At 67.7% G+C, this 20134-nt stretch carries 21 protein-coding genes; 13 read left to right on the top strand and 8 right to left on the bottom strand.

Annotated elements, in window-relative coordinates:
- Window positions 1-90 precede the first annotated feature (90 nt).
- The 3 genes from dnaA to mutM form a co-directional block, all read right to left on the bottom strand.
- Window positions 91-1551 (bottom strand): chromosomal replication initiator protein DnaA, encoded by a 1461-nt coding sequence (gene dnaA / locus IFT71_RS15955; RefSeq protein WP_342212671.1) that lies wholly within the window; start codon window positions 1549-1551, stop codon window positions 91-93.
- Between the two features lie 461 nt (window positions 1552-2012).
- Entirely contained in the window at window positions 2013-2276 is a 264-nt protein-coding gene (rpsT, locus tag IFT71_RS15950; protein WP_031394736.1) for a 30S ribosomal protein S20, read from the bottom strand.
- A 107-nt stretch (window positions 2277-2383) separates the two neighbouring features.
- Window positions 2384-3199, bottom strand: a complete 816-nt coding sequence (mutM, locus tag IFT71_RS15945) for a bifunctional DNA-formamidopyrimidine glycosylase/DNA-(apurinic or apyrimidinic site) lyase (protein ID WP_192141963.1) — start codon at window positions 3197-3199, stop codon at window positions 2384-2386.
- A gap of 56 nt (window positions 3200-3255) precedes the next feature.
- Here mutM and IFT71_RS15940 point away from each other — a divergent pair, with 56 nt between their 5' ends.
- The 7 genes from IFT71_RS15940 (at window position 3256) to IFT71_RS15910 (ending at window position 9854) form a co-directional block, all read left to right on the top strand.
- Complete coding sequence (locus IFT71_RS15940) at window positions 3256-4035, top strand: class I SAM-dependent methyltransferase (protein ID WP_166748407.1); 780 nt, start codon at window positions 3256-3258, stop codon at window positions 4033-4035.
- A 232-nt stretch (window positions 4036-4267) separates the two neighbouring features.
- Window positions 4268-5800, top strand: coding sequence for a 2-polyprenylphenol 6-hydroxylase (gene ubiB, locus IFT71_RS15935; protein ID WP_159512496.1), 1533 nt, complete (start codon window positions 4268-4270; stop codon window positions 5798-5800).
- 13 nt (window positions 5801-5813) lie between these two features.
- Window positions 5814-6935: a hypothetical protein gene (locus tag IFT71_RS15930; RefSeq protein WP_192141961.1), complete on the top strand. Its 1122-nt coding sequence runs from the start codon at window positions 5814-5816 to the stop codon at window positions 6933-6935.
- Between the two features lie 10 nt (window positions 6936-6945).
- Window positions 6946-8139, top strand: coding sequence for a bifunctional phosphopantothenoylcysteine decarboxylase/phosphopantothenate--cysteine ligase CoaBC (coaBC, locus tag IFT71_RS15925; RefSeq protein WP_192141959.1), 1194 nt, complete (start codon window positions 6946-6948; stop codon window positions 8137-8139).
- Between the two features lie 10 nt (window positions 8140-8149).
- A complete protein-coding gene (dut, locus tag IFT71_RS15920) occupies window positions 8150-8590 on the top strand; it encodes a dUTP diphosphatase (RefSeq protein ID WP_192141957.1) in 441 nt (146 codons plus the stop codon).
- Window positions 8587-9102, top strand: a complete 516-nt coding sequence (locus IFT71_RS15915) for a hypothetical protein (protein ID WP_192141955.1) — start codon at window positions 8587-8589, stop codon at window positions 9100-9102. Before dut ends, IFT71_RS15915 begins: the two co-directional genes overlap by 4 nt.
- Window positions 9099-9854 carry a HesA/MoeB/ThiF family protein gene (locus IFT71_RS15910; protein ID WP_192141953.1) on the top strand — a complete coding sequence of 252 codons (756 nt, stop codon included), beginning with the start codon at window positions 9099-9101 and terminating at the stop codon, window positions 9852-9854. Before IFT71_RS15915 ends, IFT71_RS15910 begins: the two co-directional genes overlap by 4 nt.
- Before the next feature lie 58 nt (window positions 9855-9912).
- On the opposite strand, the gene galU is transcribed toward IFT71_RS15910, so the two are convergent.
- Window positions 9913-10782: a UTP--glucose-1-phosphate uridylyltransferase GalU gene (gene galU / locus IFT71_RS15905; RefSeq protein WP_031394718.1), complete on the bottom strand. Its 870-nt coding sequence runs from the start codon at window positions 10780-10782 to the stop codon at window positions 9913-9915.
- Window positions 10783-10906: 124 nt separating this feature from the next.
- Here galU and wecB point away from each other — a divergent pair, with 124 nt between their 5' ends.
- Window positions 10907-12058, top strand: coding sequence for a non-hydrolyzing UDP-N-acetylglucosamine 2-epimerase (wecB, locus tag IFT71_RS15900; protein WP_192141951.1), 1152 nt, complete (start codon window positions 10907-10909; stop codon window positions 12056-12058).
- Between the two features lie 12 nt (window positions 12059-12070).
- On the top strand, window positions 12071-13366 hold the full coding sequence (gene wecC / locus IFT71_RS15895; protein ID WP_192141949.1) for a UDP-N-acetyl-D-mannosamine dehydrogenase: 1296 nt from the start codon (window positions 12071-12073) through the stop codon (window positions 13364-13366).
- Here the strand turns inward: wecC and IFT71_RS15890 are convergent.
- Window positions 13363-14457, bottom strand: coding sequence for a M48 family metallopeptidase (locus tag IFT71_RS15890; RefSeq protein ID WP_192141947.1), 1095 nt, complete (start codon window positions 14455-14457; stop codon window positions 13363-13365). The two genes, wecC and IFT71_RS15890, sit on opposite strands and share 4 nt — an antisense overlap.
- A 92-nt stretch (window positions 14458-14549) precedes the next feature.
- Between IFT71_RS15890 and IFT71_RS15885 the strand changes: the two genes are divergently transcribed.
- Window positions 14550-15350: a metallophosphoesterase family protein gene (locus IFT71_RS15885; RefSeq protein ID WP_192141945.1), complete on the top strand. Its 801-nt coding sequence runs from the start codon at window positions 14550-14552 to the stop codon at window positions 15348-15350.
- Window positions 15351-15519: 169 nt separating this feature from the next.
- Window positions 15520-15765 (top strand): hypothetical protein, encoded by a 246-nt coding sequence (locus tag IFT71_RS15880; protein WP_031394633.1) that lies wholly within the window; start codon window positions 15520-15522, stop codon window positions 15763-15765.
- A 441-nt stretch (window positions 15766-16206) separates the two neighbouring features.
- Here the strand turns inward: IFT71_RS15880 and IFT71_RS15875 are convergent, their stop codons facing one another.
- Window positions 16207-16782 (bottom strand): FKBP-type peptidyl-prolyl cis-trans isomerase, encoded by a 576-nt coding sequence (locus tag IFT71_RS15875; protein WP_107929542.1) that lies wholly within the window; start codon window positions 16780-16782, stop codon window positions 16207-16209.
- Between the two features lie 132 nt (window positions 16783-16914).
- Window positions 16915-17121 carry a 30S ribosomal protein S21 gene (gene rpsU, locus IFT71_RS15870; RefSeq protein WP_031394635.1) on the bottom strand — a complete coding sequence of 69 codons (207 nt, stop codon included), beginning with the start codon at window positions 17119-17121 and terminating at the stop codon, window positions 16915-16917.
- A gap of 186 nt (window positions 17122-17307) precedes the next feature.
- On the opposite strand from rpsU, the gene cysS reads away from it, so the two are divergent.
- Both cysS and IFT71_RS15860 read left to right on the top strand, forming a co-directional pair.
- The gene (gene cysS, locus IFT71_RS15865; protein WP_192141943.1) at window positions 17308-18774 is read left to right on the top strand and encodes a cysteine--tRNA ligase; all 1467 of its coding nucleotides are present in this window, start codon (window positions 17308-17310) and stop codon (window positions 18772-18774) included.
- A gap of 61 nt (window positions 18775-18835) precedes the next feature.
- Window positions 18836-19774, top strand: coding sequence for a D-2-hydroxyacid dehydrogenase (locus tag IFT71_RS15860; protein ID WP_192141942.1), 939 nt, complete (start codon window positions 18836-18838; stop codon window positions 19772-19774).
- A gap of 37 nt (window positions 19775-19811) precedes the next feature.
- On the opposite strand, the gene IFT71_RS15855 is transcribed toward IFT71_RS15860, so the two are convergent.
- A complete protein-coding gene (locus IFT71_RS15855) occupies window positions 19812-19967 on the bottom strand; it encodes a hypothetical protein (protein WP_183936458.1) in 156 nt (51 codons plus the stop codon).
- Between the last annotated feature and the right edge of the window lie 167 nt (window positions 19968-20134).

The raw sequence follows: 20134 nt of genomic DNA, 5'->3' as shown, positions 1-20134 counted from the left end.
CGTCAGGACCCAGGGTAACAGGCGGTGTGGTTTGTGGCTCTGGGTCCTGACGTTCGTCAGGATGATGACGGAGTAAGAGGCGGGAAGGCCTCAGCCCTCCAGTTCGCGCATCAGCACACGGACCGCGGCGTCGATGTCGCGGTCCTGGTCGCGCAGTTCGGTGATCTTGCGGACCGCGTGGATGACCGTCGAGTGATCGCGGCCGCCGAACTTGCGCCCGATCTCGGGCAGCGACCGCGTCGTCAGGCGCTTGGCGAGATACATCGCGATCTGTCGCGGCCGCGCGACCGCACGGGCGCGGCGTGCCGAGATCATGTCGAGCGGCTTCAGCTCGAAATGCGCCGTCACCAGTTTCTGGATCTCGTCGATCGTCACGCGCTTCTGCGCGCCGCGCAGCACTTCGCCGAGCGTCGCGATCGCGAACTCAAGGTCGATCGTCTCGCCGGTCAGCTGCGCATAGGCGATGACGCGGTTGAGCGCGCCCTCGAGCTCGCGGATATTGGCGTGAATCCGGCTGGCGATCAGGTCGAGCACGTCGGTCGGCACGCGCAGGTCGGGCAGGTCGACGAGCTTGCGGTCGAGGATCGTCCGGCGCAGCAGCAGGTCGGGCGCCTTGATGTCCGCGACCAGCCCGACCGCCATGCGGCTGATGATCCGCGATTCGACGCCCTCAAGCGCCTGCGGGCAGCGATCGGCGGAGATCACCAGCCGCTTGCCGGCGGTCATGATCTCGTTGATCGTGTGGAAGAATTCCTCCTGCGTCGCGTCCTTGCCGGCGATGAACTGGAGATCGTCGATCAGCAGCAGGTCGGCGCCGCGCAGCCGGCGCTTGAACGCGTGCGTGTCGCGCGCGCGCATCGCCGCGACGAAATCATACATGAACCGCTCGGCCGACATGCACAGCACGACCGCGTGCGGGTTGGCCGCGAGGAACGTGTGGCCGATCGCATGCATCAGATGCGTCTTGCCCTGCCCCGTGTTGCTGTGAAGGAACAGCGGGCTGAACCGCACGGGTCCGGGCTCGGCGAGCACCTTGGCGGCGTTGAACGCGACCTTGTTCGACGCATCGACGACGAAGCGGTCGAACGTGTAGCGCGGATCGAGCGGCGGGCGCTCGGGGATGACGGTGTCGTAGGCGGGCGCGGGCTGTGCCGCGGGGGCGGGGGCGGGCTTCAGCGACGGGTCGACGCCGAATTTGACCAGGACCTGCGCGGGTTCCACGGCCGCAGCTGCGGTGGTGCGGTCCAGGGTCTCCGCGGGGGTCGGCATCACCAGCAGCACGGGCTTCGGGCCGGGCCTGCGCGTCTCGATCTGGACGGTGCGGACCTGCGGCAGGATCTGCCGGAATTCGAGGGCGAGCCGGTCCGCATAATGGTTGCGGACCCAGTTCGTCATGAAGGCGGACGGCAAGGCGAGGCGGATCGACTCCTCGTCGTCGCTCGGGATCAGCTCGATCGGCTTCAGCCACTGCTCGAACAGGCGCGCGCCGGCAGACTCGCGCAGGGACGAGCGCACGCGATCCCAGGCCTTTTCGGCCTCCGAAGCGTGCACGGTCGATCCTTGCCAATTCGTCACGCGCACACTTCTCCGACCCCGCGCGACAGCCGCGCTGGTGATATAGTCCCGACAGAAAATGATCCCCCGTGACGACCCATAGGGTCGCCCGGCATCTTCGCCCTGTTGCTTGCGCAGTGGTGATTCACGTCCGTGATTCACCGCCGCCGTTCGCTCAGTTATGAAGCGATCGGCGAGTCTAGCAAGGCCCGAGCACGTCACATTTTCGAAATAAAGCGGGTTGACTTGATCAAGCCCCGGAAATGCGTCGATATTTTTATAAGTGGCTGTGTTTGGCCAATTTTTACGATTTCGGAGCCGGTGCGGCATGATCCGGCATCACTCGAATCGCGGGGAATCCGTGGGTTGCGCGCGCGCGCCTTCCGTTCCCTTTGCAGACGCAAAAAACCCGCCGGGAAGATCCCAGCGGGCAATCCGCTCCGGCCATGTCGGGTCGCTTATGCGAGCCCGGTCACGGCCTTGGTCAGACGCGCGAACTTGCGGCTCGCGGTGTTCTTGTGCAGCACGCCCTTGGCGACGCCACGCTGCAGCTCAGGCTGTGCCGCGGCCAGTGCGGTGGTCGCTGCGCCCTTGTCGCCCGAAGCCAGTGCGGCCTCGACCTTCTTGATGAAGGTACGGATACGGCCAACGCGGTTGCCGTTCACTTCCGCGCGACGGTCGTTGCGACGGATACGCTTTTTCGCCTGCGGCGTGTTCGCCATGAAGCCCTCTGGATGTTCGAATGATAAAAAGGGGCGCCGGATTGCTCCTACGCCCTCTCGAAGCGCGGCTCCTACCCACTCCGCACCGAATCGTCAACCGCGTTCCGTCATGCCTTTTGGCAGCGCGCGCACCAGAAGGTCGAACGCCCACCCTCCGTCCTGCGGCGGACCAGCGCGCCGCACGAACAGGGCTCGCCCTCGCGACCATAGACGCGCCATTGTTTCGAGAAATAGCCAAGCTCGCCGTCAGGTCGCGCATAGTCGCGCAGACTCGATCCGCCCGCGAGGATCGCGGCGGTCAGCACCGCGCGGATCGCCTCGACCAGCCGTTCGAGTCGCGGCAGCGCGATCCGCCCCGCCGCCCGGCTCGGCGCGATCTTCGCCATGTGCAGCGCCTCGCACACATAGATGTTGCCGAGGCCTGCGACGATCCGCTGGTCGAGCAGCATCGCCTTGATCGACGCCCCCCGCCCTTCGAGCGCCGCGAGGAGATAGGCCGCGGTCAGATCGGGGCCGAGCGGCTCGGGGCCCATGGCGAGGAACGGCGGATATTGCGCGATCGCGTCGCTGGACCAGAGATCGAGAAAGCCGAAGCGCCGCGGGTCGTTGAGCGCGACCGTCCGACCCGCCGCGGTGCCGATGAGCAGATGGTCGTGCGGCAGGAGCGCGCTGGGATCGACCCGCCAGCGTCCCGACATGCCGAGATGGAAGACGAGCGTATCGCCGCGATCGGTGTCGATCAGGCCGTATTTGGCGCGCCGCGACAGCCGCGTGACGGTCGCGCCGGTCATGCGCTGCCGCAGGTCGACGGGAATCGCCTTGCGCAGGTCCGCACGGCGCGGTTCGACCGAGGCCAGGCGCTGGCCGAGCAGCACGGGTTCGAGCCCGCGCACGGTGGTTTCGACTTCGGGAAGTTCTGGCACGTTTTCCAGCTAGGTTGCGTTTGCCCGCGCCACAAGGCGCCGCTAGAGCACGGGGCATGAATGACATCGCGCCCGCCCCCGCTCTCATCCCCGACACCGCCCCGAAGGCCGATACCGTCTCGTTCGGTTATGAGGACATTCCCGCCACCGAGAAGACCGCGCGCGTCGGCGGCGTGTTTTCGAACGTCGCGAGCAAATATGACCTGATGAACGACGCGATGTCGGGCGGCATGCACCGGCTGTGGAAGGACCGCTTCGTCCGCCGCGTGAAGCCGCGCGAAGGCGAGCAGATCCTCGACATGGCGGGCGGCACCGGCGACATCGCGTTCCGCATGGAGCCGTCGGGCGCGTCGATCACGGTTGCCGACATCAATCCGCAGATGCTCGAGGTCGGCATGGAACGCGCGCACAAGCGCGGGCTCGACGGGCTGGTCTGGACCGAGGCGAATGCCGAGACGCTGGCCTTCCCCGACAGGTTCTTCGACGCGTACACGATCGCGTTCGGAATCCGGAACGTGACCGACATCCCCAAGGCGCTGCGCGAGGCCCACCGCGTATTGCGGCGTGGCGGGCGCTTCTACTGTCTCGAATTCTCGACCACCGTCTGGCCGGGCTTTGCCGAGGTGTACGATGCCTATTCGCACAAGATGGTCCCGAAGCTCGGGCAACTGCTCGCGCAGGATGCCGACAGCTATCGCTATCTGATCGAGTCGATCCGTCGGTTCCCGGACATGCCCAAGTTCAAGGGCATGATCGCGGATGCGGGTTTCGTGCAGACGAAGGTCGAGCCGTTGCTGGGCGGACTCGTCGCGATTCATTCGGGTTGGAAGATTTAGTGATCACGCGAAGGCGCGAAGGCGCGAAGAGGGTTTCGCGCAGAGGCGCAGAGGACGCTGAGATGTTGCGCGCGCGGCAGCATCATTTTGCTACAACATTAGTGTTGGAAAGCCGCAGTTGCGGCAGGGTGCACCTTCTCCGCGCCTCCGCGTCTCCGCGCGAACCAAATTCTTCTCTTCGCGCCTTCGCGCCTTCGCGTGAACAAACCCCTTCTCACGACGCACAAGCCCGATGACCGCCTCGACCACCCATGTCTGGCGCCTCCTCAAATGGGGTCGCATTCTCGCCCGGCACGGCGCGCTGCGCGGGATCGAGCGGGATCCCAATACGCCGGCCGCGGTGCGTCGCCTCGCGCGGATCGCCCGGTTCGGCGCGCGCGTGCCCAAGGTGCCGCGCTATGCCGACGCGTTCCAGGCGATCGGCCCCGCCGCGATCAAGCTCGGGCAGACGCTCGCCACCCGCCCCGATCTGGTCGGCGAGGATGCCGCGCAGGATCTGCTGCGGCTGCAGGACCAGTTGTCGCCCGTCCCTTACGAGACGATCGAGGCGGCGATGCTGGCGAGCTTCGGCAAGCCGCTCGAAACGCTGTTCTCGCGGATCGAGCAGGTCCCGGTCGGTGCCGCGTCGATCGCGCAGGTCCACCGCGCGACGACCACCGATGGCCGCCAGGTCGCGGTCAAGGTGCTCCGCCCCGGCGTCGAGGATGATTTCGCGCGTGCGATCGACACCTATAGCTGGGCGGCGGCGCAGCTCGAGGCGCTGAGCCCCGAGGCGATGCGTCTGCGGCCGCGCCTGACGATCGAGACGTTCAAGCGCTGGACGCTGCGCGAGCTGAACTTCCGGCGCGAGGCCGCCTCGGCGTCCGAGCTCGCGGACGGCATGACCGCCGAGCCCGATTTCGTCATCCCCGCAATCGACTGGGCCCGATCGACCGCCAAGGTCATGACGATCGAGTGGATCAACGGCATCAAGCTGTCGGATCGTCCCGCGCTGGTTGCGGCCGGCTACGACCTGCCCGGCCTCGCGCAGACCTTGGTCCGCGCGTTCCTGCGCCAGGCGATCGCCGACGGGTTCTTCCATGCCGACATGCACCAGGGAAACCTGTTCGCGCTGCCGGGCAACCGGATCGCGGCGATCGATTTCGGCATCATGGGCCGGATCGACCGGCGCGCGCGCGTCTGGCTCGCCGAGATCCTCTACGGGCTGATCACCGGCAACTACAAACGCGTCGCCGAGATCCATTTCGAGGCGGGCTATGTCCCCGCGCACCACGACGTCGCCGAATTCGCCACCGCCTTGCGCGCGGTCGGGGAGCCGATGCGCGGGTTGCCGGTCAAGGACATGTCGATCGGCATGATGCTCGACAGCCTGTTCTCGATCACGCGCGATTTCGACATGGTGACGCAGCCGCATTTGCTGCTGCTGCAGAAGACGATGGTGATGGTCGAGGGCGTGGCGACCAGCCTCGATCCCGACATCAACCTGTGGGAGAGCGCGGAGCCGTTCGTGCGCGACTGGATCCGCGGCGAACTGGGCCCCGAGGCGGCGATCGCCGACCGGATCATCGAGGACGTGCGTACGCTGACCCGGCTGCCCGAACTGGTCCGCCGGATCGAGGCGCATTACCCGGCACCCGGCGGCGCGCCGCCGACGATGCCGCTGCGCGAGATCGAGGTCATCCGGATCGGCGGCGGCTGGCGCTATGGCCTCGTCGCGGTGATCGCGGCGATGGCCGGGGTTGCCGCCACGCTGGTCTTCGGTTGAGCCTGCACGTCGGATGAGGACGCGGCGGGGCGCCCCCCTGTGGCTGGTCAGCCCGAGCCGGTTTGCCGGCATGTCCCGGTCGCAGGCGCGGCTGGGGCTCGCGCTGTTCGCGATGCTGCTGCTCGCGTGCCTGACCGCGACCAGCGCGCCCGGACCGCGTCCGAGCGAGGCGGGCGTGGCGTCCGCGCCGCTAGGCCAGACCGAGCTGCTGCTCTATCAGAGCGTCGTCGCGAACGTGCGCAGCGGGACGCCCTATTATGTCGCGGCGGCAGAAGCGCACCGCGTCGCGCGCGCCCCGCTCAAGCCCTATACGACGGTCCGCCTGCCGACGCTGGCGGTGGTGCAGGCGGCGGTGCCGCCGCTGCTCGTCACTGCGCTGTTGCCGCTCCTCTGCATTGGCGCGATGGGCGCGTGGATCGTCCGGCTGCGCCCGGCGATGACCGGGCCGATCCCCGTGGGGATCGCGGGGCTGCTGATCCTGACGGGGCTCTACGTGCATCTCGAGCCGCCGCTGGTCGTCTTCCCCGAAGTCTGGGCGGGGGCTCTGATCGCGCTTTCGCTCGCCTTGCGGCGCCCCGGTGAGTGGATCCCCGCGGTCGCGCTCGGCCTGTCGGCGATGCTGATCCGCGAGACCGCGCTGATCTATGTCGTGATCATGGCGGTGATCGCGTGGATCGAGGGCGAGCGCCGCGAGGCCGCCGCATGGGTCGGCGCGACGCTCGTCTTCTTCGTCGCGCTCGCCGCGCATGCGCATGCGGTGACGCTGGTCACCGGTCCGCTCGACAGGAGCGCGCAGGGGCTAAGCGGTCTGGAGGGGTTCGGCTTCTATGTGCAGCTCGTGACGCTGTCGTCGGGCCTCGCGCTGCTGCCGGACTGGCTGGCGGCGGTCCTGATCGCGACCGCGCTGTTCGGATGGCTGGCGTGGCGCGATCCTGCCGCCGTCCGCGCGCTCGCGACGCTGCTGGGCTATGCGGCGGTGATTGCGCTGGGCGTGCGCAGCGACGACTTCCCCTGGGCGCTGATCACCACCCCCGTCCTGCTGGTCGGGATCGTCTTCGCGGTCGATGGCCTGCGCGACATGATCGTCGCGGCGCGCGATACACGACGGATTACGGTGACGCGCGTGATCCGCTAGGACTCGCGGCATGAAGCGTATTCTCCTGATCGTCGGGGGCGGCATCGCCGCCTACAAGGCGAGCGAACTCGTCCGACTCCTGCGCAAGCGGGGCCATGCGGTCCGCTGCGTGCTGACCGAGGCGGGGCAGCATTTCGTCACGCCGATGACGCTCGCAGCACTCAGCGAGGACAAGGTCTATACCACCCTGTGGGATCTGAAGGACGAGGCGGAGATGGGGCATATCCAGCTCAGCCGGCAGGCCGACCTGATCGTCGTTGCGCCCGCGACCGCGGACCTGATCGCGCGGATGGCGAGCGGGCTCGCCAACGATCTTGCGACGACATTGCTGCTCGCGACCGACAAGCCGGTGCTCGCGGCGCCGGCGATGAACGTGCGGATGTGGCTGCACCCCGCGACGGTGCGCAACGTCGCACAGCTGCGCGCGGACGGCATTACTGTCATGGCGCCCGACGAGGGGCCGATGGCGTGCGGTGAATTCGGACCGGGGCGGCTGCCCGAGCCCGACCAGATCGCCGACGCGATCGATGCGGCGCTCGAGGCCGAGCCGCAGCGTCTCGCGGGCCGGCACATCCTCGTCACCGCAGGGCCGACGCACGAGCCGATCGACCCCGTCCGCTACATCGCCAACCGGTCCTCGGGGCGGCAGGGCTTCGCGATCGCGGGCGCGCTGGCGGCACTTGGCGCGCGGGTGACGCTGGTGGCGGGGCCGGTGACGCTGCCGACCCCCGCCGGCGTGACGCGCATCGACGTCGAGACCGCGCGCGAGATGGCCGATGCGGTGGACCGCGCGCTGCCCGTCGATGTCGCGATCATGGTCGCGGCGGTCGCCGACTGGCACGTCGACGCCGCGGTGCAGAAGATCAAGAAGGTCGACGCGACGCCGACGCTCGCGCTGTCCGAGAACCCCGACATCCTCGCGACACTCGCGCGCAGCCCGCAGCGCCCCGCGCTGCTGATCGGCTTCGCGGCCGAGACCGAACGCGTCGTCGAGCATGCGACCGCCAAGCGCGCACGCAAGGACGTCGACTGGATCGTCGCCAACGACGTGTCGGGCGACGTGATGGGCGGCGACAGCAACAGCGTCCACATCGTCACGAAGGACGGCGTCGAGAGCTGGCCGCGGCAGGGCAAGGATGCAGTCGCGGCGCAGCTGGCACGGCGCGTCGCCGATGCGCTGGAACCCGCACAGCCGATGCGCTAAACCGCGCCGCATGACGATCCGTATAGACCTCAAGAGATTGCCGCATGGCGACGGCCTCCCCCTGCCCGCCTATGCCACCGGGGGTGCCGCGGGCATGGACGTGGTGGCGGCCGAGCCGCTGACGCTCGCACCGGGCGCCCGCGCGGCGGTCGCGACCGGCTTTGCGATCGCGATTCCCGAAGGCTACGAGGTCCAGGTGCGGCCACGCTCGGGGCTTGCGCTCAAGCACGGCGTGACCTGCCTCAACACGCCCGGGACGATCGATTCGGACTATCGCGGCGAGGTGAAGGTGATCCTCGCCAATCTCGGCGATGCCCCCTTCGACATCGCCCGGGGCGACCGGATCGCACAGCTCGTTCCAGCGGCGGTGGTGCGCGCGAGCCTCGGCGAGGTCGAGACGCTCGACGACACGGTGCGCGGGCATGGAGGATTCGGGTCGACCGGACGATGATCGCGCTGCTCCTTCTGGCAGCGTCGCTGGGCGCCGTGCAGGCGCCGGCCGCCGATCTGCAGACCGCACCGGCGCTGCCCGTGCCGCGAATCATCCCCCCGCCCGTCGTTCCGACCCTGCCCCCCGCGCCTGCGCCGTCCGCGCCGCCTCAGGTGACGGGTGGCGTCCCGCTGCCGCCACAGGACTGGAGCGCGCTGCCGGTGTTGCGGCTGCGGCGCGCGGTCGCCCCGTCGCTGGATGCCAGCACGTTCGTCCAGCGCGAGGTGCTTGCCGGGCGGTGCGGCGGCGCGACGCGGACGCCGCAGGGCTGGGTCCTGAACCTCGACCTCGCGCTGCTCGCCGCGGCGGATGGCCGGGTGCGACGGGTGACGCCGCGCGCGATCGATTGTCCGACGGTCGAGCAGTTCGCCGCCGGGCTGCTGCTGGGCGCAGCGCGCAACAATGTCGATCTGCGCGGCGCCGCCTCCGACAGCTGGTACCGCACGACGATGGTGTTCGCGTGGAAGGCATGACGCTCTCCGACGACGAACTCGCGCGCTATGCCCGGCACATCGTTCTTCGCGAGTTCGGCGGCACCGGTCAGCTACGGCTGAAGGCGGCTACGGCGGTGGTGATCGGCGCCGGCGGCATCGGCTCGCCGGCGATCCAGTATCTCGCGGCCGCCGGGATCGGGCGCCTCGTGCTGATCGACGACGACGCGGTCGAGACGTCGAACCTGCAGCGTCAGACGATCTTCCGCACCGAAGACCAGGGTCTCGCCAAGGTCGAGGCCGCGGCCGCGGCGCTGCGCCGGATCAATCCGAACGTCGCGGTGGACGCGCACCGCCTGAGGGTCGACCAGGGCAATATCGGCGCGCTGATCGCGGGCGCGGACGTGGTGCTCGACGGCTGTGACAATTTCGCGACGCGGTTCGTCGTCGCCGATGCGGCGCATGCGGCGCGGATCCCGCTGGTCTCGGCGGCGGTCGGACAGTTCGAAGGCCAGCTCGGCGTCTATCGCGGCTGGGAGCCCGACCGGCCCTGCTATCGCTGCTTCGTCGGCGAGAACCCCGAGCGTGCCGAGACGAGCTGTGCGGAGGACGGCATCCTCGGCCCCGTCACGGGCGTGGTCGGCAGCCTGGCCGCCCTGGAAGTGATTCGTGCGGTCGCGCCGTTCGGCGACGACGTGGCGGGGCAGCTGTTGCTGATCGACCTGCTGTCGCTCCGCTTCCGGACGATCCGGCTGCCCAAGGATCCCGGCTGCCCCTGCTGCGGCGGCGGCTGATCCGAAAACGAGCGGGGCGGATGGGCTGAACCCACCCGCCCCGCATGTTGCGGGCCGTTCAGCCCAGCAGCGTCTTGGCGAAGGCGCGGACGACCGGTCCGATATCGTCGCGTGCGAGCGCGAGCGCGAGGTTGGCCTGGATATAGCCCGCCTTGTCGCCGCAGTCGTAGCGCTGGCCATCGAAGGTGAAGCCGTGGAACGGCTGGTTGCCGATCAGCTGCGCCATCGCGTCGGTCAGCTGGATCTCGCCGCCGGCACCCTTTTCCTGCCCTTCGAGGATGCGCATCACCTCGGGCTGAAGGATGTAGCGGCCCGGGATCATCAGGTTCGACGGCGAGGTGCCCTTGGCGGGCTTCTCGATCAGCGCGGTGACCTCGGTCAGGCGACCGTCGGTCGCGCCGGGCGAGATGATGCCGTATTTGTCGGTTTCCGAATCAGCGACCTCGAGCGCGCCGATGACGTTGCCGCCGACCTTGTTATACGCCTCGACCATCTGCTTCATGAAGCCGGGCTTGCCGACCATCAGCTCGTCGGGGAGCAGCACCGCGAACGGCTCGTCGCCGACGATCTCGCGCGCGCACCAGACCGCATGGCCGAGACCCAGCGGCTCCTGCTGACGGACATAGACGGGCGAGCCGGGCCGCTGGCGGATGCCGTCGAGCACGGTCAGCGACTTGCCGCGCGCGCGCATCGTCGCCTCGAGCTCGTAGGAGATGTCGAAATGATCCTCGAGCGCACCCTTGCCGCGTCCGGTGACGAAGATGATCTGCTCGATCCCCGCCTCAAGCGCCTCTTCGACGGCATATTGGATCAGCGGCTTGTCGACGACGGTCAGCATCTCCTTGGGCATCGACTTGGTCGCCGGAAGGAATCGCGTGCCAAGCCCAGCAACGGGGAATACGGCCTTGCGCAGCGGTTTGATCGTCATTCAGTAGTCCCTTGTATCGTTGCGGGTGCAGATCGTTGCGGGTGCATAAAGCCGCCGAACGGAGTCGGCAAATCAACTGCGGCGGTTAGCGCGTCATTAAAGACGTGGGGTGTAGGCGGGTTCCATGTCAAAAATACTCGTCATTTTCGGGACGCGCCCCGAAGCGATCAAACTCTTCCCGGTCATCCGGGCGTTGCAGACGCAGCCGGGGCTGGTCGTCAGGACCTGCGTGACCGCGCAGCATCGCGGGCTGCTCGACCAGGTGCTCGCGATCGCGGGGCTATCCCCCGATATCGATCTCGACCTGATGGAAGCGGGGCAGACGCTCGATCGGCTGACCGCGCGCCTGCTGGTCGGGCTGGGCGACGTGATGGACGCCGAGCAGCCCGACATGGTCGTCGTGCAGGGCGACACCGCGACCGCGATGACCGGCGCGCTGGCGGCCTATTACCGCAAGGTCCCGGTCGCGCATGTCGAGGCGGGGCTGCGCTCGGGCGACATCCATCATCCCTGGCCCGAGGAAGTGAACCGGCGGATCGTCGCGCCGATCGCCGCCTTGCACTTCGCGCCGACCCAGACTGCGGCGGACGCGTTGCTGCGCGAGAATGTCGCCCCCTCGACGATTCACGTCACGGGCAACACGGTGATCGACGCGCTGCACTGGACCCATGCGCGGGTGGCGGCGGATCCGGCGCTCGGTGCCGCGCTGGACCCGGTCGTGGCAGACTGTGCGGGCAAGCGGATCATCCTCGTCACGACGCACCGGCGCGAGAATTTCGGCGACGCGATGGCCGGGATCGCGCGGGCGATCGCGCGGATCGCGGCGCGCGATGACGTCGCGGTCGTCTTTCCCATGCATCCCAACCCGAATGTCGTCGCGGTGATGGACCGCATCCTCGGCGACCAGCCCGATATCGCGCGGATCGCGCCGCTCGATTATCCGAGCTTCGTCCGCGCGCTGGGGCTTGCCGAGATCGTCCTGACCGATTCGGGCGGCGTGCAGGAGGAAGCGCCTGCGCTCGGCAAGCCGGTGCTGGTGATGCGCGAGACGACCGAGCGCCCCGAGGGCGTCGAGGCGGGTACCGCAAGGCTGGTCGGGACGTCGGAGGACCGCATCGTTTCCGAAATCTTCACGCTGCTCGACGACAAAGCAGCCTATTCCGCGATGGCGCGCGCGCACAATCCGTTCGGCGACGGCCACGCCGCAGCCCGGATCGCCGAGACCATCGCGCAGACCATGGCCCAGGCCGTCGCCAGCCCACCGGCCCATCGTTGAGGAACATCCGTCATGCTTTCCGATACTGAACTGAACGTCGTCGTCATGGGGCTGGGCTATATCGGCCTGCCCACCGCGGCGATCATCGCGCGGACCGGCGCGCGCGTGCTCGGCGTCGACGTGACCGAACGCGTCGTCGAGACGATCAATTCGGGGCGCGTGCATATCGAGGAGGTCGATCTCGACGGTCTGGTCTCGGGCGTGGTGGCGCGCGGTACGCTGCGCGCGGCGATGACGGTCGAGCCCGCCGACGTCTTCGTGATCGCGGTGCCGACCCCGTTCGACGCCGCGCACGCGCCCGACATCAGCTATGTCCTGGGGGCCGCGACGACGATCGCGCCTGTGCTGAAGCCCGGCGATACCGTCATCCTCGAATCGACCTCGCCCGTCGGGACGACCGAGAAGGTCCGCGACCTGCTGGCGACCTTGCGCCCCGATCTGCGCGTGCCCGGGCGGACCCGGGACCAGGCCGATATCGCGATCGCCTATTGCCCCGAACGCGTGCTGCCGGGACGCATCCTGGTCGAGCTGATCGACAATGACCGCGTCATCGGCGGGATCACGCCGCGCTGTGCGCGCAAGGCGCTGACCTTCTATCGCCGGTTCGTGCGCGGCGCGTGCGTCACCACCACCGCGCGCGCCGCGGAGATGACGAAGCTGACCGAGAATGCGTTTCGCGACGTCAACATCGCGTTCGCCAACGAGTTGTCGCTGATCGCCGACACGATGAACGTCGATGTCTGGGAGGTGATCCGGCTCGCCAACCGCCACCCGCGCGTCAACATCCTGCAGCCCGGGCCGGGCGTCGGCGGGCATTGCATCGCGGTCGACCCCTGGTTTCTCGTCCATGCCGCGCCCGACCAGACGCCGCTGATCCGCACCGCGCGCGAGGTCAATGACGGCAAGACCGATCACGTCATCGCGCAGGTCGCCGCGATGATCGCGGCGGATCCGGCCGCGCCGGTCGCGTGCCTGGGCCTCGCGTTCAAGGCCAATATCGACGATTTCCGCGAGAGCCCGGCGATGAAGGTCGCGCTGGCGGTGGCGAATCGCTTCGGGGATCGTGTGCGGATCGTCGAGCCCTATGCCAGCACGCTGCCACCGGCCTTCGACGGCACGGGTGCGACCCTGATCGACGTCGACACCGCGATCGAGACCTGCCCGATCATGGTCGTGCTGGTCGATCACGACGTCTTCCGCTCGATCCCGCTTGAGGAGCGCAGCGAGAAGACGGTGCTCGATACGCGCGGGATCTGGCCCGACCAGCCGCGCGGCACGGCGCAGCAGGCGGCGCGGACCGCGGGCTAGCGGAGCGGCTGGGTCCGCAGCGCGAGGACATCGGCGGGCAGGATCGGCCGTTCGGGGCGGCGGGCAATGTCCTGGACGACGGCGTCGAGCGCGGTCGCCCGCGCCTTCGATGAGGCGTGGGTGCGGCTGCGGAAGAGGCCGCCGTCGATCGTGCCCCCCTTCTCGCGCCAGAATTGCGGCGCCGAGCGCGGATCATAGCCGGCATTGGCGAGCAGATAGACGCTGAGCCGATCCGCCTCGTCCTCGGTCTGACGGATCAGGCGGCCGTTGCGGCCGAGTTCCGCCATCAGCCCGCGACTGATCTTCGCCGCATCGAGCCGGTCGCGGTGGCGCAGGATGTTGTGCGCCAGCTCGTGCGCGACGATCACTGCGATCTCCGCGTCGCTATAGCCTTCGAAATATTTCTCGCCGATCTGGACGACCGAGCCGTCCGCGCTCGCATCGAGGCCGCTGCCGAGCAAGATCTCGAATCGCGAGCGGCACCCCGCGACAGCCGGGATCGAGACCGTGACCGCGCGCCCGTCGCGCAGGACCGTCATCGCGATCGGTGCGCCGGGCGGCTGCGCTGCGATCAGGGCCTCGGCAGCGTCGCGGTCGGCGGGGCTTTCCGCGGCGTCGGCGGCACCGATCCCGGGTTGCCGCTTGCCCGCGAGCAGCTGGATCGAATCTCCCGACCGGACGCCCGCCCGCGCGGCCGGTCCGTCGGCGACCACCGCCTCGACCCCCAGCCGCGTTTCGAACCCGAACACGCCGATCGCATTCGGCCTCGCCTCCGCACTATATTGATTAAGCGCATGGATCGGCATGCCGATCTGCGGCTGAAGACGATCGCACAACGCCGCATTGGCGGTGGTCAGCCGGTATCCGATCGTCGCAAGCCGCAGATCCGCGGCGCGCAACGCTTCGAAGAATGCCCTGGGCGGGGCCTCCGCGGGTGCCGCAGCCGGAGCGGCGATAGTGCCGGCGAGGGAGACGGAAACGGAGACGGGCAGCGGCGGAACCGCGGAGGCCGCACCAGCGCTTAGCAGGACTGCGGGCAGGATACGCATGACGATCGACATGCGGCCCTGATAGACGGCTTTCAGCCGCACGCCATCCACCCTCGCGCAGGAGTCGACGAACCGCGCCGCGTTGCGACGGCGCGCCCGAGCCTCTATGTGCGGTGCCAACGGATATAGACTTTATGATTTCAAGATTCTTTCGGTCCAAGGCCCCGCGATCCGCGGGCCGCTCCTGCTCGATCCCCGAAGGCCGTCGCGTCTATGCGGTCGGCGACATCCATGGCTGTGCCGATCTGCTCGACGACCTGATCGCGCAGATCGACGCGGACGATGCGGCGCGCGGCGCGGCGGAGACGACGGTCATCTTCCTGGGCGATATCGTCGATCGGGGTCCGGGCTCGGCCGCGGTGATCGATCGGCTGATCGGCTATGCCGCGGCGCGCGCCGACGTGCGGTTCCTGCAGGGCAATCACGAGGAGATCTTCCTCGGCGCGCTCGACGGCGAGCCCAAGGCGCTGCGGCTCTTTTGCCGGATCGGCGGTCGCGAGACGGTGCTGAGCTACGGCATGGACGCGGCGGAATATGAGCGGCTCGATTACGAGGAGCTGGTGCAACGTCTCGCGCAACTCGTGCCCGAGGCGCATCGCAGGTTCCTGGCGGGCTTCGAGGATCTGATCACGATCGGCGACTATGCGTTCGTGCATGCGGGCGTCCGTCCGGGAACGCCGCTTGAGGACCAGCGCGGTTCGGATCTGCGCTGGATCCGCGACCCGTTTCTCGATCATCGCAGCCCGCTCGACAAGATGATCGTCCATGGCCACACGGTGATCGAAGAGGTCCAGACGATGGCGCATCGTATCGGCATAGATACGGGCGCCTATGCGACCGGTCGGCTGACCGCGCTGGGTATCGAGGGCGATCGTACATGGACGTTGCAGACGGCACCCCGCCCCGGTTCGTCGGAAAATTATCTCGAATCCTGAAAACTATGCCTTCTCGTCCTACTACAATAGGGTATACCCCCAGGGCGATCAGGGCATGTTGCCCGCTCGCAACAGTATGGAACTCTTCCGTACCGTTCCAGTTACCTCGGTTGCGCAAGGTCAGGTTTCGTGCCAAAGACCTACGCGACGAGCACAAAGGGAGTTCATCATGCGTCTTGGGAAGTATCTCCTGACCGCAGCAGCAGCCACGATGGCAGTTGCTCCGGCCATGGCAGCACCGGTTAATTCGGCAGCAAGCCTTTCGGTTTCGAAGTCGGCTCGCGCCGGTTCGGTTACCGCAAAGAAGAACAAGGTTGCAGGCGGCGGCGTTATCGTTGCAGTTCTCGCAGCAGCAGCCGTTGTCGGCGGCATCGTTATCGTTGCCGATAACGACGACGACAGCGACAGCAACTAAGCCTAGGCTCAGTTCTGGAAAATAGCGGTCCTTGGGCCGCTATTTTTTTGCCTGCCGCAGATGGGCCCGGGGCGGGTACGGCGACACTCAAGCGCTCCTCCCCGCCTCGCACCGCTGCGCAAGCACCGCGTGCCACCGGGATCGACGATAGATTGCGACGATCCGCGGGACTGAGGCCTGCACACGAATTCCGGCAGTCGAGCATGATCCGTCATGCCGCTGTAATGCCGGATGGTGCTTAACCCCTGACGCGGCGCACCCACCCTTGGCCAAGGCATGCGGGCGCGAGATAATCGAAGCATCACCGGGCGCGTCGGCCGAACCCTGCATGATCCGCGTCACGCCGACATAACAAGGCCGCCCGCGACGATCAGTCACGGACGGCCCTGTATCATGGTGCCGAGTCCGGCAGGTCGGGCGGCGAACCGCCCGAAGAGGCGATCAGCGCGGCTGCGGTACCGCGCCGCCGGCGCCGGCGCCGGGCGCACCCTGCTGCATCTGCATCTGCTGCTGCGCCTGCATCTGCTGGACGACGCTCTGCGGCAGGAAGTCGAGCAGTTCGACGTCGAATACGAGCGTCGAGTTGGCTGGGATCGGCCCGCTGGCCTTGTCGCCATAGCCGAGCGAAGGCTTCAGCCAGAAACGGTACTTGCCGCCCTTTGGCATCAGCTTGAGCGCTTCGGAAAAGCCGGGAACGACGCCGGTGACGGGCAGCGGCGTGGGCTGCTGCGACTTGTCGAAGGTGGTGCCGTTGAGGAGCTTGCCCTCGTAATTCACCAGCGCGACGTCGGCATCGGTCGGCTTGGCGGCACCGGGCTTGCCCGGCGTCAGAATCTTGTACTGGAGGCCCGAGGCGGTCGTGACCACGCCCTTGGCGCGCCCGTTGCGGGTCAGCGGATCGTCACCCTGGCGCGCGAGCGCGACGGCGCCGATCAGCGCGAGCGCGATGCCCAGCCACAGATAGATGAGATAGCTGCGCTTGGTCGGCTGCAGCGGAACGGCGGTGACGGTCGACATCGGACAAACCCCGGGTCATCTGGTCACGCCGGAGCGCCGCGCGTGCCGTAGAATTCGTAATCGGAGCCGCGGTGACGCGGCCCCCAAAACCCTGATGCGCGTGCAGCCGAGGGTTCCTACTGCAGGCGAAGCTTAGCGTGCGCCGTCGCGCTCGGCGCGCTTGCGCTCGAGCTTGCGCGAACGACGGATCGCAGCCGCACGCTCGCGAGCGCGCTTTTCCGACGGCTTCTCGTAGTGGCGGCGCAACTTCATCTCGCGATACACACCTTCACGCTGCAGCTTCTTCTTGAGCGCGCGAAGGGCCTGGTCGACGTTGTTGTCGCGGACGATGATTTGCATAAACCCGTTAAGCTCCGGTCGAATAGATACGAATGGATAGTGCCGTCGCGAACAAGTCCGCGCCGCATGAACGGGAGCCCCTAACAGCGTGTGCCCGCTGTTTCAAGCCAAACCCGCCCGGTCCGTGTCGGGGTTCACGTCGGGAGGCGGTTTGCGGGCCTGCCAAGCCAGCGCTAAGAGCCGCGCATGACCACGCATGCCCTGACCCTGTATAACAGCCTGACGCGCCGGCTCGAGCCGTTTGCGCCGATCGATCCCGCCAATGTCGGGCTCTATTCCTGCGGACCGACCGTCTACAACTATGCCCATATCGGCAATCTGCGTGCCTATGTCTTCACCGACACGCTGTCGCGGACGCTGACGTGGAAGGGCTTTGGGCTCACGCACATCGTCAACATCACCGATGTCGGCCACCTGACCTCGGATGCCGATGCGGGCGACGACAAGATGGAGGCCGCCGCGCGCGCCAGCGGGCAGGATATCTGGGCGATCGCAAGACATTACACCGAAGCCTTCAAACGCAACCTGATCGACCTCCACATCCGCACGCCGACGCGTTTCCCGCTCGCGACCGACCATATCGCGGAGATGATCGCCTTTGCCGAGGCCATTGCGCCGGAGCATTGCTACCGGCTCGAGGACGGGCTGTATTTCGATACCAGCACGGTCCCGGATTATGGCCGGCTTGCCCGGTCGAACGACGATGCCGGCGAGAGCCGGATCGATCCGGTCGCGGGCAAGCGCCACCCGCAGGATTTCGCGATCTGGCGGACATCGGCCCCCAGCGAGATGCGCCAGATGGAATGGAACTCGCCCTGGGGACGCGGTGCGCCGGGCTGGCATCTCGAATGCTCGGTGATGAGCCAGAAATATCTGGGGCCGCAGTTCGACATCCACACCGGCGGGATCGACCACCGCGAGATCCACCACCCGAACGAGATTGCGCAGAATCAGGCGCGTTGCGGGTGCGCGGATACCGGCGCGAACCTGTGGATGCACAACAACTTCCTGGTCGAACGCTCGGGAAAGATGTCGAAATCCGGCGGGGAGTTCACGACGCTCCAGACGCTTATCGATCGCGGTTTCCACCCCCTCGCCTATCGGCTGATGTGCCTGCAGGCGCAGTATCGGAGCGAGCTGGAATTCTCCTGGGACAATCTGGCGGCGGCGGCGACGCGGCTGAAGCGGCTGGCACTCACCGTGCAGGCGTTGCGCGACCGGGCGGCCCCAGGCAATTTGGCGAGCGATCCCGCCAAACCCGCGACCGACGCCGTCCGCGCGCTGCTCGCTGGCTACCGCGACCGACTCGACATCGCGGTCTGCGACGACCTTGCGACGCCGCGCGCCCTGCCGGTCCTCGACGAACTGCTCGCGGACAAGCGGCTGTCGCCCGCCGACCGACTCGCCGCGCTGGTCGATTTCGATGCAGTGCTGGGACTCGATCTCGCAGCCCTGCGCCGCGAGGATCTGCGCGTCCGTCCGGCCTCGGCGACGCTCGACGCCACAGCCGTCGACGAACGCCTTGCCGAGCGCCGCGCCGCGCGGGCTGCGAAGGACTTCCCGCGGTCCGATGCTATCCGCGACGACCTCGCCAGCGCCGGGGTCGAGGTGATGGACGGTGATCCGCTCGGCTGGGACTGGCGGATCGGCTGATTGGCGGCGGAGACGACTCCGCGCTTTGGCGTCGCACCCGAAGCGCGGTACAGACGCGAGGATGAAAGCCGTCCTTCCCGCCGCCGCCCGCCCGCTGCTCGAACCGCATCTGCCGTCCGATCTCGACGTCGAATGGTTTGCAACGCCAAGCGAGGCGAATGCGGCGATCGCCGATGCGGACATCGCCTGGGTCGACATGCAGCCGACTCACCTGGTGGCGGACGCGATTCGCGCCGCCGGGCCGCAGCTGAAATGGGTGTCGACCATCTATGCGGGCCTCGACGCCTTCCCCCTTGCATGGCTGCACGACCGGGGCGTGATCCTGACCAACGGTGCGGGCATCAACGCGGTCGCGGTCGCGGAATATGCGGTGATGGGGATACTCGTCGCCGCCAAGCGCCTCGACACCGTCCTCCGCGCGCAGGCCGAACATGTCTGGCTGAAGGACGCGCCGGGCAAGATCGAGCTTGCCGACACGCGCGCGCTGGTCATTGGCTATGGCACGATCGGCGCGATGATCGGCGATCGGCTCGCGGCCTTTGGCGTCGACGTCACCGGCGTGACCCGGACCGGGCGCGACGCGACGCTCACGCCCGATGCCTGGCGCGACCGTCTCGGGGAGTTCGACTGGGTAGTGCTGGCCGCGCCCTCGACCGATGCGACCAAGACGCTGATCGGCAGCGGTGAGCTTGCCGCGATGAAGGACAGCGGCTGGCTGATCAACATCGCGCGCGGCGACATGATCGATGACGAGGCGTTGCTCGCCGCCTTGCGTTCGGGACAGATTGGCGGGGCGTTCCTCGATCCGACGCACCCCGAACCGCTGCCGGCCGATCACCCCTTATGGTCCGCGCCGAACACGATCCTAACGATGCATCTGTCGGGTCGCAGCCAGACCAGGATGTTCCAGCGCGGCGCGGCGCTGTTCCTCGACAATCTGGAGGCGTTCCGCGCGGGGTCTGCGATGCGAAACGTCGCCAATCTCGGCGCGGGCTATTGAACGAGACCGTCGGTGGCAGGCACCGGCGGTCGCACGATCAGCTGCGCGCGGTGCCGTTGTTCGGGCTGTTATAGTCCTTGATCCCGCGACGGCGGCGCTTGTCGCGACGGCGGCGCTTCATCGTCATGATCAGGACGGGCACGCCGATCGCGACACCGACGCCAACGATCGAAAATGCAATGATAATTCGCAAGGGAAGATCCATCGTCGCCCTGTGCCAAACCTGCCCGACATTGAGAAGCGCTTTCTCTACAATCTCGGGCAACCCCTGACCGACCGGATCGCTGCGATCAGGCCACATAGCATCCAGTGCTCACCCGCCTGCAAGCTTTACTTGATTGCGCCAAAAGCTGATTCGGC

This window comes from Sphingomonas sp. CFBP 13733 (assembly GCF_014841795.1).
Classification (GTDB): Bacteria; Pseudomonadota; Alphaproteobacteria; order Sphingomonadales; family Sphingomonadaceae; genus Sphingomonas; species Sphingomonas aerolata.
This window is presented reverse-complemented; position numbering and strand designations above follow the sequence as displayed.